Below are 12612 nucleotides of genomic sequence, written 5' to 3'. Positions count from 1 at the left end.
ATTGTCCGGGCTGACCGTAGCGGCTCCGCGTTACCGCGAGGGTCAACTACTTGACGACACTCCCCTGATGTGACGTTGTGGTGGTTCGACGCTCCGTGCCGGGTTTGGACGACTACTGTCCGCGTAGGTGCAGTACGTCACCAGCGGCCACCCGGTGCTCACCGTCGGCGGCCGACACCACCAGCCGCCCCTCCGGGTCGACGGTGCTCACCGAACCGACCAACTCGTCACCGCCGGGCAGCAGCACCCGTACCCGCTGGCCGATCGTGGCGCTGTGGCGCAGGTAGGCGGCCCGCAGGCCGGACAGCTCGACGTCGCCGCCGGCCGTACGCCAGCGTCCGTACCAGTCAGCCAGGCCGCGCAGCAGTGCCCGCAGCAGTGGGTCCCGGTCGAAGACCGCCGCCCCGACCAGTCGCAACGAGGTGGCGGCCAGCCCGGTCGGATTGGTCGGCAGCTCGTCGGCCCGGAGCGTCACGTTCAGCCCGATCCCGAGCACGATCGCCGGCGGCTCGCCGACACCCCCGGCCGGCAGCGCCTCGGCCAGGATCCCGGCGCCCTTGGCATCCCCGAGCAGCAGGTCGTTGGGCCACTTGAGGCCGACCGGGAGGGATTCCGGCAGCTCGGCGATCCGGGTCACGGTCTCGGCCAGGGCGACCCCGGCGAGCAACGGCAGCCAGCCGTACGCCGCCGCCGGCACCCCCGGCCAACCGCGCTCCGGAACCGGCACCCCCGGCCGGAGCAGGACGCTGGCCGCGATCCCGGCCCGGGGCGGCGACTCCCAGGTACGCCCCCGGCGACCCCGCCCGGCGGTCTGCCGCTCGGCGACCACCACCAGCCCCTCCGGCTCCCCGGCCGACGCCGCCTCGGCCGCGTCGGCGTTGGTCGAGCCGGTCTCGGCCCGCAGGTCCAGGCGGGTCCAGAGCCCCTCCGGGGTGACCAGCGCCCGCCGCAGCCCTCGGGCGTCCAGCGGGGGGCGGTCCAGATCGGTGTACGGCGAGCCCGGCATCAGCCCAGCCTACGACGGCCGCCACCGGCGGCGATCAGGGAGCGACGAGGCAGCGATCAGGCGGCGGTCAAGGAGCGATGAGGCGGTGATCAGGGAGCGATGAGGCCAAGCCCACCGCCGGCAGCCGGCGACGACGGACGGACGCATCGTTACGATCCAGGACTGGGCACGCGTACGGGGCGGATGCCGTGGGCACCCGTCCCGTCGGAGTACGGAGACCGCGAACGCGAGGAGCGAGCGAGGCGGGCCCCGCAGTCGCGAGGAAAGGCAGACAACTGACGTGAGCGCGAGCAGCGAGGTCGAGATCAACCTCCACAGCACCGCCGGCAAGCTGGCGGACCTGCGACGGCGGGCGGACGAGGCGGTGCACGCCGGCTCCGCCCGGGCGGTGGAGAAGCAGCACGCGCGGGGCAAGAAGACCGCGCGTGAGCGGATCGAGCTGTTGCTCGACCCCGGTTCCTTCGTCGAGCTGGACGAGCTGGCCCGGCACCGGTCGACCAACTTCGGCCTGGACCGCACCCGCCCGTACGGGGACGGGGTGGTGACCGGCTACGGCACGGTCGACGGCCGCCAGATCTGCGTCTTCGCCCAGGACTTCACCGTCTTCGGCGGCTCGCTCGGCGAGGTCTTCGGCGAGAAGATCGTCAAGCTGATGGACCTCGCGATGAAGATCGGCTGCCCGCTGGTCGGGATCAACGACTCCGGCGGCGCGCGGATCCAGGAGGGCGTGGTCAGCCTCGGCCTCTACGGCGAGATCTTCTTCCGCAACGTACGCGCCTCCGGGGTGATCCCGCAGATCTCGCTGGTGATGGGGGCGTGCGCGGGCGGGGCGGTCTACTCCCCGGCGGTCACCGACTTCACCGTGATGGTCGACCAGACCTCGCACATGTTCATCACCGGGCCGGACGTGATCAAGACGGTGACCGGCGAGGACGTGGGCATGGAGGAGCTGGGCGGGGCGCGCACCCACAACACCCGCAGCGGCAACGCGCACTACCTCGCCGCGGACGAGGACGACGCGATCGACTACGTCAAGGCGCTGCTGTCGTACCTGCCGGCGAACAACCTCGACGAGCCGCCGACCTTCGCCGCCGAGGCGGAACTGGAGATCACCGAGGCGGACCGGGAACTGGACACCCTGATTCCCGACTCGGCGAACCAGCCGTACGACATCCACCGGGTGATCGAGCACGTGCTCGACGACGGCGAGTTCCTCGAGGTGCACCCGCTCTTCGCGCAGAACATCGTGGTCGGCTTCGGTCGGGTCGAGGGACGCCCGGTCGGGGTGGTGGCGAACCAGCCGATGCACTTCGCCGGCACCCTGGACATCGACGCGTCGGAAAAGGCCGCCCGCTTCGTACGCACCTGCGACGCCTTCAACATCCCGGTGCTGACCTTTGTGGACGTACCCGGGTTCCTGCCCGGCACCGGCCAGGAGTGGGACGGCATCATCCGCCGGGGCGCGAAGCTCATCTACGCGTACGCCGAGGCGACCGTCCCGAAGGTCACCGTGATCACCCGGAAGGCGTACGGCGGCGCGTACGACGTGATGGGGTCCAAGCACCTCGGCGCCGACCTGAACTTCGCCTGGCCCACCGCACAGATCGCGGTGATGGGGGCACAGGGCGCGGTGAACATCCTCTACCGGGCCGAACTCGGTGCCGCCAAGGACCCGGCCGCGTTCCGGGCCGAGAAGATCGCCGAGTACGAGCAGACCCTGGCAAACCCGTACGTCGCGGCCGAACGCGGTTACGTCGACTCGGTGATCGAGCCGGCCGAGACCCGTACCCAGATCGTCCGCGCGCTGCGGATGCTGCGCACCAAGCGGGAGACGCTGCCGCCGAAGAAGCACGGCAACATCCCGCTGTAGCCGGCGCGCGCTGACCGGGCGAACGGCATGCTCGCCCGGTCAGCTCAGCAGCGCGGCTCGGCGAACGGGCAGAGCCAGGCGGCGGACCGGCCGGCGAGCTGCCGCATCCGGGCGTCGTCGTAGTCGTCCGACTCGAGCACCGCGACCAGGTCGCCGACCCGCACCATGGCGTAGAGCGTGACCGTTGCGGTGTTGTCGTCCGCCTCGCCCCGGTCGACGGTCGGCTCGGTCACCTTCTGCTGCACCAGCAGCGACTGGGAACCGGCGAAGCCGTCGCCGAGCACCCGCAGGGCGTGCCGTTCCCCGTTCTCCGTACCCGGGTCGGCCTCCACCGCCGGGTCGGCCGGGCTGCCGGTCGCCCGCTCGTCGACCCGACCGGCGCTGGGCCGCTCGTCGGTCCGCCGCTCGGGATCGGACCCGGCGGGCGAGGCGCTGTGTGCCGGTGCCCCGGACGGGGCGACCGAGCCGGACGGCTTGGCCGGGGCGGTGGGGTTCGCCGGGGCGGACGGGTCGACCGAGGCGACCACGTCGGTCCGTACGGCCGGCGGAACATCGTACGTCTGGCAGGCGTTCACCACCCGACGGGCGTCGTCGACCACGGTCCGGGCAACTCGGTCGTCGGCGTACCGGGTGACCTGTTGGCGCAGCGACTGCGGTTGCCCGTCCGAGGCGTCACCGCCGACCGTGTGCCCCCGGCTGAACAGATAGTCCCGGTACGCGGTGACCCCCAGGCGCCCGTACGCCGAGCAGCTCTGGGCGAGGTGGAAGGGCCAGACCTCGGCCCCGACCGACCCGCTCTGGTCGTAACTGATCTGGAAGTTCAGCCCGAGGTCGGCCGGCTGGAGCAGCGCGATCGGAGGGATCCAGGCATCGCCGCTCGCCACCCGGACCGGTCGACGGGACGACTGCGGCGGCGCCGGCGCCACCACCGGTCCAGCCGCGTCCGTCTCGGGTCGGCCGGCGACGCTCACCGGTCCCGTACCGATTCCGGGCGCTCCGCCGAACAGCCCCCAGATCGCGGCAAAGACCAGTACGACGGCCGCCGGCCCGCCCACCGCCACCCGCCGACGGCGGCGCCGGCCCAACTGCCGGATCCGCTCCGGTGCCGGCCAGCTCACGCCGGCCAGGTCGGCGGCGAGTCGATCGGCCAGCAACCTGGACTCTTCGGTCTGCGGTCCGGACGGGAACGGATCGTCGAACCGCTCCTCCTCCGGCGACGGCTCCGGCATCAGCGCCGCCAACGACTCCGGCAGCACGTCCCGGGCCGGCTCCGCGTCCAGGTCGACCACCGGCTCGACCACCGGCTCAACGACCGGCTCGACCATTGGCTCGACCACCGGCTCGGTTGGCCGGCCGTCGGCCGGACCAACCGTCAGATCCGCCTCCGGCTCCGGCTCCGGCACCCGCTCCACCCAGCGCTCAGGCATCAGCGGCCTCCTCCAGTTCGACGACGGCGAGCAGACCGGCCAGCGCCACCCGTCCCCGGGACAGGCGGGCCTTGACGGTGCCGACCGGTGCCCCGGTCTCCCGGGCCACCTCGGCGACCGGCATGCCCAGCAGGTAGTAGAGGGCCAACGCGGTGCGCTGTTCCTCCGGCAGCCGGCGTAGGGCGGCCACCACGTCCACGGTCTCGGTGCCCGGCCCCGGCGTCACGTTCTCGACCGCCCCGTGACGCAGGTAGGCGCGGGCCCGACTGCGCAGGCTGCGCCACCGGCTGACCGCGACCCGGGCGGCTACCACGCGTACCCACGACTCCGGATCCTCGTACCCGCTGACGGTGGACCAGCGCTGCCAGGCCCGGATGTACGCCTCCTGCACCGCGTCCTGTGCCTCGGCGAGGTCACCGGTGAGCAGGTACACGTAGCCGAGCAGCCGTTGCCGGCTGCCCCGGTAGAACTCGTCGAATCCGCCGACGTCGTCGGGCACCAGCTACCTCCCCTGGGCGTCGGAGGCTATACGCGTGGGGCAAGGTGCCCGGTTGCCGCGTACCCGCCACTTTCCCGGACGGGCTGGTCAGCGAGGCCGTCGGCACGGGACAGATTTGCCGGGCCGGTCAGGGGTGTCAGGGGAGCAACTGGTCCGGGGGAAAGGCACCGGCCGGGATGTGCTCGCGTACGGCGCGGTGGACCGCGCGCTGCACGGCCGCGTTCACCGGGGTCGGCACCCCGTGCAGCCGGCCCAGCAAGACGATCTCCCCGTTGAGGTGGTCGGTCTCGGTGGAGCCGGTGCCCCGGGCCAGGCTCTGCCAGGTCGAGCTGCCGGCCCGGGTGCGCCCGGCGACCGGGTGCGCCCGTACGTTGTCCGCCCGGTCAGCCGCCTCCTCCTCGCGGGAGGTGTGCGCGATGCCGGCCCCGGCCAGTGCGGCCACCCCCTCGGCGCGCAGCCGCTCGGCCAGACCGGGGTCGCCGTCGCGGCCGAAGAGCGCGTCCAGCCCGTTGCCGAGGTTGGCCAGCAGCTTGCCGTACTTCCAGCGCATCACGTCGTCCCGGACCCGGGTGACAAAACCGCTCTTGGCCAGTTCGTCGGCGATCCGCCGGACGGTGTCGTCGGACCCGCCCGGGTAACGGCCGAGTTGCAGCATGCCCGAGTGCGGGTGCCCCTCGGCGGCGATCACACCGGGTTCGAGGAAGGTGGCGGGCAGCCAGAGGCAGACCCCGTAGACCCGGTCGAAGCGGCGCAGCGCGGCCGGCTCGTTGGCCACCCCGTTCTGCGCGGTCAGCAGCGGCAGCCGCTCGGCGGCCGTACCGCCACCGGTCACGGGCGCGTCCGCCCACTGGCCGAGCGCCGCCTCGGTGTCCTGGGACTTGACCGTGAGCACGAGTACGGTCTCCGGGGTCAGCTCCACCTCACCCGGCCCGGCCACCGCTGGGAGCCGGACCTGCCGCTCGTCCTCGGGGGTCGCCAGCGTCAGTCCGTGTGCCCGGATCGCGTCGAGGTGGGCACCACGGGCGACCAGGGTCACGTCGTGACCGGCCTCGGCCAGCCGTACCCCGATGGTCCCGCCGACCGCTCCGGCACCGATGATCAAATACCGCACCACGTCATTCTGCTCCTGCCGGGCGCCTCGACCTCGGCCGGGCCGTTCAGGAGGGCAGAACCGCCACTCAGAAGGGCAGGTCGAGTGCGGCCAGGTGGGCGCCGGCGAGCAGGCTCGTACCGACGGCCAGCGCGAGCAGGTTGACCAGGCCGAACAGGCCGACCCAGAAGATCGCCGGCAGGAAGGTGACCCCGGCGAGCTGGTCGGCGTCCGAGGCCGGCATCCGCCCCCGGCTACGCTGCTTCTGCAACTCGCCCACCGGGCGGATCCCGCCGATCAGCAGGAACCACACCCCGGTGTACGCGAACGCCGCCTGCGTCTGCGGGCCGGCGAACCAGGAGACGCCGAAGACCACGGCGGTGGTGACCACGATCGAGACGATCCCGAACGCGTTGCGGATCATGACCAGCATCGCGAGCAGCAGCACCACCGCGACCCAGAGCAGCAGGGTGATCCGGTTGCCGCCGAGCAGCCAGGCCCCGGCGAGCCCGATCAGTGACGGGGCGACGTAGCCGGCGAGCAGGGTGAAGACCATGCCCGGACCGGACGGGCGGCCGGCGGAGAGGGTCAGCCCGGAAGTGTCCGAGTGCAGCCTGATCCCGTGCAGCCGGCGTCCGGTCAGCAGCGCGGCCAACGCGTGCCCGCCCTCGTGGGCGATCGTGACGGCGTTGCGCCCGACCCGCCACGGCACCCGGGTCAGCACCACCACCAGCGCGGCCAGCCCGGTGAGCAGTACGAGTAACGACGACGGGTCCGGTTGGGCGTCGAACAGCCGGTTCCAGACGTCGGTGAAGCTGTCGATCGACACAGCCGGGGAGCCTAGCCCACCTGCGCGAGCACGGCCTGCTGGCGACGGCAGGGCTGACCGGTGACACAACCTGACGTAGAACAGCCGGTCACGGAGCGCTGATCCACCACTCACCAAGGTGTCTTCGACGCTCCTCGGGAGGGTCGTCGGGGCCGACTTGATGAACATTTAAGCGAAACGATCTGATCCGTCCGGCCGCCGCATCCGTACCCAACGATGCTGCAACCGGGCAGCGCAGGATCAAGGGAGCGGTGCATGTACAGGAGAAGCAGGACGACGACCGGCCGGGGACGGAAACTGTTCATCGGTGCGGCAGCGACGGCCCTGCTCGCCACCGCATTGGCGGTCGGTACGGGACTGGGCAACGCCGGCGAGAACTGCAACGGCCTGGACACCGCGTTGCGCAACAACCTGAACTTCATCGCCGACCAGCGGGCCAACCCGGACGCGCTCGCCGAGGCGCGAATCGCCAACCGGCAGGCCGTCGTCGACCTGATCCAGCAGCGCCGGGTCACCGCCGGCTGCACCGCGAACGTACAGGCGGACCGCCCGGCCGCTCCCGCGAACCCGCCGGCAGCGCCCGCGAACCCGGCCAACCCGCCGGCCGCGCCGGCGAATCCCGGCGGCGGCGCGCCCGCCGCCGGTGCGGGCGAGGTCGTTTGCCAGGGCTCCTCGGTGACATTCTTCAACGAGAACGCCGCCCCGGCCGCCTCCAGCGGTAACTTCCCGGTCGGCACCACGTTGCGGGTCACCAACCTGGACAACAACAAGAGCACCACGGTAAAGGTCACCAGCCCGTCGGGTAGCTGCGCGCTGCTGAACAACGCGGCCTACGAGCTGGTACGCGAGCCGGGCAAGAACCTGATCCGGCGTGCCGTGATCGAGCGGATCGGCTGACCGGGGACGTACCGGAGTCTCGCCGGGACGGCGACGAACTCGACAACAGTGACGGCCGGAGCGGTCATCCCACCTCTGGGATCACCGGTCCGGCCGTCACTGTTTCCAAGTCTCGGGCCGAGTCTCAGGCCCTCCGCCGGGCAGTCATCGGGGCCCGCGCCACTTCACTGGCTGGCACGGTCGGCCGCAGCAGTCGCCAGGCGCCGACCACCCCGACGGCCATGGTCACGACGCTCGCGAGCGCGATCAGCGCGACCAGACCGAAGCTCGCCAGGATGAGCGCGAGGTCACCCACCGCGACCAGCATCCAGAGGGCCACGCTCGGCTTTGTCGTACGTTGTCGGAAACTCATGTCGTACCTCCTTCCGTCGTCGGGTCAGCAGTACCCAGACGCCGGGGAGGTCATGCCGGTCAGCCCGGAGCAGGCAGGAATCCGTCCGAGATGAGCTTCAGTTCGTCCAGGTTGTCCTGCCAGGCGTCGGCCGGGGTCGACCAGTAGATCGCGTACCCGTGCTTGGGTCCGGTGACAAAGCCCCGGTTGACCACGTGCAGCGGGTTGCCGGAGTCCGAGGTGTAGGTCCACTCCCAGTCGGCGGCTTCGAGGAAGTAGTCGATCTTCTCGATCTTGACCCGCTTGTAGTCGCGGTACCGGCCGGCGTCGACCCGGTTCCGCTCCTGCTGCCTCCAGTCCGCGACCGCGTCACCCTTCGGTTCGGGTGTCTGGTCGATCATGAGTAGCCGGGCGTTGTTGGGTTCGATGAACCTGACCGCCGTTGACGTACGCTCCACCCGCCAACCGTTCGGCACCGGCACGGTGAAGCCGGTCGAGTCCTTGTGCCAGCGCCAACCGGCCGGCAACGCGCCCTGACCACGGGTCATCGCCGGCTCGGACGGGGCCACCGGGCTGCTCGGCGCCGACGACGGACTCACCGGTACGTCACCGCCCGGCGGGGCAGCCGCCCCACTGGTGGCCGGCGGGGCACCGGCACCGGGCGCCGACGCCTGGGCCGACGGCTGACCGCCGCCACCCGGCTGGCCACCGGGCTCCTCGTCCTCGCCACGGGTGGCCAGCGGCACGATCACCGCCACCGCGATCAGCAGCAACACGACCAGACCGCCGAGCAGCAACATCCGCTGGTCGCCGAGGAGCGAACGCAGGTCCGGCTTGCCGGTGCCGACCGGTCGTGCGAACGTACGGCCGCGAGGTTCCGCGAGAACCTGCCCGGCCGATGGGGTAGGGGTGGGAGTGCGTGACGAATCGGCCGACGCCGGTGCGGCGGAACCTACCGAAGCCGCCCCCACCGCAAAGGTGGCCGGAGCCGGCGAGATCGGTACGTCGAGCTTCGCCGTCCGGTCCGCGGCGGCGGCCGGAGCCTCGGCCTGCTCCGCGGGCTGGTCTGCCGGCCGCGCCGTGGTGAGCTTGCCGGCCGGCTGGTCGGACGACTCCGGCTGGTCCGACTCCTCGGCGGCGGCCGTCGCCGTCTCCGGCTCGGCGGGCTCCGGAGTGGTGTCGGCCCCGCCGCTGGCGCCGGAGGTGCTCGGGGTGTCGGCGGTGGCAGCCCGGTCGGGCGTTGCCTCGGCGGCACCCACCGCGCCGGCACCGGCCGTACCGATGAAGTCGGCGAACATGGAAGACGAGGCCGAGTCGGCAGACGCGGTGGACTGCTCGCCCGGCGGTCGCTGCGCGGGCAGCGGCACCACCCGGGTACGCGCCTCACGCGGCCCGAAGGGGCTCGGCCGACGTACGCCGTCGAGCAGTGAGATGGACGTGCGCGGCTTGCGATCCGTCGCCCGCCGCAGCAACCGCTCCGCCACGTCGGCGGTGATCCGCTGCGCCGGGTCCTTGCGGAGCAGCCCGTTGAGCACGGCCTTCAACGGACCGGCCCGCTTGGCCGGCGGCGGTGGCTCGGTGGCCAGCGCGGCCAGGGTCGCGATCGCCGAGGAGCGGGCGTACGGCGACTGCCCCTCCACGGCGGCGTACAGCGTCGCGCCCAGCGACCAGAGGTCCGCCTCCGGACCGGCCGTGCCGTCGCGCGCCCGTTCCGGGGCGATGTACGCGGGCGACCCGAGCACCAACCCGGTACGCGTCACGTTCGGGTCACCCGGCACGGTCGCCAACCCGAAGTCGGTCAGCACCACCCGGCCGTCCTCGCCGAGCAGCACGTTGCCCGGCTTGATGTCCCGGTGCATCACGCCGGCCTTGTGCGCGGCCTTCAACGCGCCCAGCACACCGAGCCCGATCTCGGCCGCCCGGCCCGGCGTCACCGGACCGTCCGTGGCGAGCGTGTCCTGCAACGAGCGGGACCGCACGTACTCCATCACGATCCACGGGTCGGCGTCCGTACGCAGCACGTCGAAGATGCGGACGACGTTGATGTTGTTCAACCGGGCGATCGCGCGCGCCTCGCGCAGCGACCGCTCACGCATCTCCCGGCGCTCGTCGGTGGTCAGCCCCGGGGGTGGCACCAACTCCTTGATGGCCACGTCCCGGTGGAGAACCTCGTCACGGGCGAGCCAGACGCGCCCCATGCCTCCCTGACCGAGCGGCTCCACGAGCCGGTACCGGTCAGCTATCAATTGGGGGGGCGCCTCGGACATCCCGTGGACGGTACCCGGAGTGGAGCAAGGTCACACAAGCGGCACGCGCATGTGAGACGTACCAGCGCGTGTGAGACGTACCTCCATGGTTGTGTGCAACCTACGGGCGGGGTGGTCTCCTCGGCGTCGTACTCCCTGGTCGGAGGTCGTACCCTCGTCTCATGTCTGACCCTCGTGCGGTGCCCGACCGGGAGCCGGCGTTCCGGGTGGTGCGGGGAACTCCCACCGCCGAGGAACTCGCCGCGCTGGTCGGCGTCCTCCTGACCCGCTCACGACCGGCCGCGCCGGGCCGTCCCACGACCGGTTCCGCATGGGTACGCCGTTCCCGCCCCGGTACGGTCTCCGCCACCGGCCTCCCCACCCGTCCTGGCGTCGACGCCTGGCGCTGGTCCGGACTCCCCCGCTGAGCCAGACTGCCGCGCTGAGCCGGACTGCCGCGCTGAACCAGACTGCCGTGCTGAACGGTGAACGGGGCTGAACCAGCGAACGGGGCTGCTGGGACGGGCCCGGTCCGACTAGCCTCATACCGGCAGCGCGTCGCGACACCTGGGGAGGGGACGCATGGGGATTCCCGAGGAGGATCTGCCGCCGTCCTGGCTGCGTGACTACGGCGACATCGAAGCCGACATCAGCAAAATGGAGGAGTTCGCCGCCAACCTCGACGCCGAGGTACGTCAGAACTACGCGCCGCATCTGAACTACCTCCGCGAGGACGTCACCGCCGACACGCCCCAGCCAGCGGCGGAGTTCCAGGAGCTGGTCGACTTCCTCACCTTGCACCGGGACATCCAGCACGACAGCACCAACGTCGTCTTTCACTACCGGGACGCGACCGGTGGCTTCGCCCAGGCGGCCAAGGAGGTCAGCGAGAACTACGGCACGGCCGACGCCTTCGCCCTGGCCCGGGTGAAGGAGGTCGAATCCGCGCTGGACAAGACCTCGGCCGCCCAACTCCCCGAACCTGGCAGCACCACACCCCCGGTCACGGACAACTCGGGAGTCTCCTGATGCTGATCGCCGACAGTGGTGGCGGCTACTCCGGCAGCACCAACTGGTTCAACTTCGAAGTCGACGGAATGTGGCGGACGCTGGAGAACCAGGAAACCGACGGCCACTGGCAACGGGTCGCCGGCTGGCGCCGTACCCACGAACTGGCCGGAACGCACCTGTCCCGGCTGCGCTCGTACCGCGAGGGCCTGATCCAGGCCTGGCCGCCGGAGAAGAGCGCGGCGTCGAAGGCGTACGTGGAGCGGCTGGACTACCTGATCAGCAGCGTCGAGCAGTCGTACGAGGCGGCCGTCGCCAATCGTGACGCCATGGCCGGCGCCACCGGTGCGATCGCCGACGCGCGACGGCAACTCAAGCCCCTGTACGACGAGTACCAGCGCAAACTGGCGGCGAAGCAGGAGTACGACCGGCAGCAACTTCCCGCTCCAACGTCCACGCCCTCGGCAACCCCGACTCCGTCGCCGTCACCGGGTCCGGCGCCCACCCCTCCGGTCACCCAGGAAGAACTCGATCGGCTCAACAACCGAGCCCGCTCGATCATGTACGGCCTCAGCAGCGAACTGGTCCAAGCCCAGGCTCAACTAAAGCCACCCCCGACGTACCAGGGACGACCTGCACTCGAAGTCGACGGAAATCCAGATGTGTACGGCGGAGGACCGCCACCAACGGTGCCGCCAGTCGTGCCAGTACCAACCACAGCAACTGGTACGTCGATGCCAATTGGAGGTGCCCCAGTCCACCAAGCCGTGCCGACACCGTCAACCCCATCTATCGGTCCCGTTCTCGGAGGAAATGGTCCAACACTTGGCGGAGTTGCTCCGACGATTCCAGCCCCCGCTCCAACCACCCCGGTTACACCACCCGTCATCACACCGAGTCCGTCTATCCCTCCAAGCATCGGTCCGGGCTACCCGTCTCCTTTACCACCAGCGCCGAGCAGGTTCGGCGCTCCGCATCCCGGTTCGCTGGGAACCAATCCCGTCGCTGGTGGGGTCACCAAACCTGGCATTGGCGGTGCGGCAAACATTCCACACACGATGCCTACCGGCGGGATGATCGGCGGCATGCCGGGGGTGGGCCAGCCAGGAGCAGGGGTATCACCAGCACGCCGAATCAACCCGGTCGGCGGAATGATCGGTTCCAGCGGAACCGGCGGGATTGGTATAGCGCCAGCAGGTGGAGGTCAACGCGCATCCTCCCGCCCCGGTCAACCACGCGACGAAAGAGGCACTGGTCGGCAGTGGGACCCGGACAACCCGTGGGAGACGGAAGAAGGGGTCGCCCCTGTCGTGCGGGCTCCTCGGGATATTGGCAACATCGATCCCGGGCCGGCGATTGGCCTCAATCGGTGACCTTACGTGCCTTGCATGGGGCCGCAACCGTGCTTT

The 12612-nt window shown here is 71.1% G+C and carries 12 protein-coding genes; 5 read left to right on the top strand and 7 right to left on the bottom strand.

Annotation, left to right across the window (positions count from 1 at the left end):
* Positions 1 to 112: 112 nt before the first annotated feature.
* Complete coding sequence (locus ACI2K4_RS21295) at positions 113 to 1006, bottom strand: biotin--[acetyl-CoA-carboxylase] ligase (RefSeq protein ID WP_404513462.1); 894 nt, start codon at positions 1004 to 1006, stop codon at positions 113 to 115.
* A gap of 280 nt (positions 1007 to 1286) precedes the next feature.
* Here ACI2K4_RS21295 and ACI2K4_RS21290 point away from each other — a divergent pair, with 280 nt between their 5' ends.
* Positions 1287 to 2876, top strand: coding sequence for an acyl-CoA carboxylase subunit beta (locus tag ACI2K4_RS21290; protein ID WP_404513461.1), 1590 nt, complete (start codon positions 1287 to 1289; stop codon positions 2874 to 2876).
* A gap of 44 nt (positions 2877 to 2920) precedes the next feature.
* Here the strand turns inward: ACI2K4_RS21290 and ACI2K4_RS21285 are convergent, their stop codons facing one another.
* From ACI2K4_RS21285 to ACI2K4_RS21270, 4 genes are all read right to left on the bottom strand, one after another.
* Complete coding sequence (locus tag ACI2K4_RS21285) at positions 2921 to 4303, bottom strand: hypothetical protein (RefSeq protein ID WP_404513460.1); 1383 nt, start codon at positions 4301 to 4303, stop codon at positions 2921 to 2923.
* Positions 4296 to 4802, bottom strand: coding sequence for a SigE family RNA polymerase sigma factor (locus ACI2K4_RS21280; RefSeq protein ID WP_404513459.1), 507 nt, complete (start codon positions 4800 to 4802; stop codon positions 4296 to 4298). The genes ACI2K4_RS21285 and ACI2K4_RS21280 overlap by 8 nt, the downstream gene beginning before the upstream one ends.
* 136 nt (positions 4803 to 4938) lie before the next feature.
* Positions 4939 to 5913 carry a ketopantoate reductase family protein gene (locus ACI2K4_RS21275; RefSeq protein ID WP_404513458.1) on the bottom strand — a complete coding sequence of 325 codons (975 nt, stop codon included), beginning with the start codon at positions 5911 to 5913 and terminating at the stop codon, positions 4939 to 4941.
* 67 nt (positions 5914 to 5980) lie between these two features.
* Complete coding sequence (locus tag ACI2K4_RS21270; RefSeq protein WP_404513457.1) at positions 5981 to 6721, bottom strand: M50 family metallopeptidase; 741 nt, start codon at positions 6719 to 6721, stop codon at positions 5981 to 5983.
* A gap of 255 nt (positions 6722 to 6976) precedes the next feature.
* On the opposite strand from ACI2K4_RS21270, the gene ACI2K4_RS21265 reads away from it, so the two are divergent.
* The gene (locus tag ACI2K4_RS21265; protein ID WP_404513456.1) at positions 6977 to 7618 is read left to right on the top strand and encodes a hypothetical protein; all 642 of its coding nucleotides are present in this window, start codon (positions 6977 to 6979) and stop codon (positions 7616 to 7618) included.
* 124 nt (positions 7619 to 7742) lie between these two features.
* On the opposite strand, the gene ACI2K4_RS21260 is transcribed toward ACI2K4_RS21265, so the two are convergent.
* Entirely contained in the window at positions 7743 to 7970 is a 228-nt protein-coding gene (locus tag ACI2K4_RS21260; RefSeq protein WP_404513455.1) for a hypothetical protein, read from the bottom strand.
* Between the two features lie 59 nt (positions 7971 to 8029).
* On the bottom strand, positions 8030 to 10216 hold the full coding sequence (locus ACI2K4_RS21255; protein WP_404513454.1) for a serine/threonine-protein kinase: 2187 nt from the start codon (positions 10214 to 10216) through the stop codon (positions 8030 to 8032).
* A 179-nt stretch (positions 10217 to 10395) separates the two neighbouring features.
* On the opposite strand from ACI2K4_RS21255, the gene ACI2K4_RS21250 reads away from it, so the two are divergent.
* The 3 genes from ACI2K4_RS21250 (at position 10396) to ACI2K4_RS21240 (ending at position 12576) form a co-directional block, all read left to right on the top strand.
* Positions 10396 to 10623, top strand: coding sequence for an acyl-CoA carboxylase subunit epsilon (locus ACI2K4_RS21250; RefSeq protein ID WP_404514054.1), 228 nt, complete (start codon positions 10396 to 10398; stop codon positions 10621 to 10623).
* 154 nt (positions 10624 to 10777) lie between these two features.
* Positions 10778 to 11224, top strand: coding sequence for a hypothetical protein (locus ACI2K4_RS21245; protein ID WP_404513453.1), 447 nt, complete (start codon positions 10778 to 10780; stop codon positions 11222 to 11224).
* Positions 11224 to 12576 (top strand): hypothetical protein, encoded by a 1353-nt coding sequence (locus tag ACI2K4_RS21240; protein WP_404513452.1) that lies wholly within the window; start codon positions 11224 to 11226, stop codon positions 12574 to 12576. The genes ACI2K4_RS21245 and ACI2K4_RS21240 overlap by 1 nt, the downstream gene beginning before the upstream one ends.
* The last annotated feature ends 36 nt before the right edge of the window (positions 12577 to 12612 follow it).

The organism is Micromonospora sp. NPDC050397 (genome assembly GCF_044901685.1).
In the GTDB taxonomy this organism is placed as follows: Bacteria; Actinomycetota; Actinomycetes; order Mycobacteriales; family Micromonosporaceae; genus Micromonospora_G.
Note: the sequence above shows the minus strand (reverse complement) of the source record. Positions and strands in the feature narration are given on the sequence as shown.

What these genes read in the sequence shown, in the direction of transcription:
- ACI2K4_RS21295 (WP_404513462.1), bottom strand. Translation starts at nt 1,006, where the DNA reads ATGCCGGGCTCGCCGTACACCGATCTGGACCGCCCCCCGCTGGACGCC.
- ACI2K4_RS21285 (WP_404513460.1), bottom strand. Translation starts at nt 4,303, where the DNA reads ATGCCTGAGCGCTGGGTGGAGCGGGTGCCGGAGCCGGAGCCGGAGGCG.
- ACI2K4_RS21265 (WP_404513456.1), top strand. Translation starts at nt 6,977, where the DNA reads ATGTACAGGAGAAGCAGGACGACGACCGGCCGGGGACGGAAACTGTTC.
- ACI2K4_RS21260 (WP_404513455.1), bottom strand. Translation starts at nt 7,970, where the DNA reads ATGAGTTTCCGACAACGTACGACAAAGCCGAGCGTGGCCCTCTGGATG.
- ACI2K4_RS21255 (WP_404513454.1), bottom strand. Translation starts at nt 10,216, where the DNA reads ATGTCCGAGGCGCCCCCCCAATTGATAGCTGACCGGTACCGGCTCGTG.
- ACI2K4_RS21245 (WP_404513453.1), top strand. Translation starts at nt 10,778, where the DNA reads ATGGGGATTCCCGAGGAGGATCTGCCGCCGTCCTGGCTGCGTGACTAC.
- ACI2K4_RS21240 (WP_404513452.1), top strand. Translation starts at nt 11,224, where the DNA reads ATGCTGATCGCCGACAGTGGTGGCGGCTACTCCGGCAGCACCAACTGG.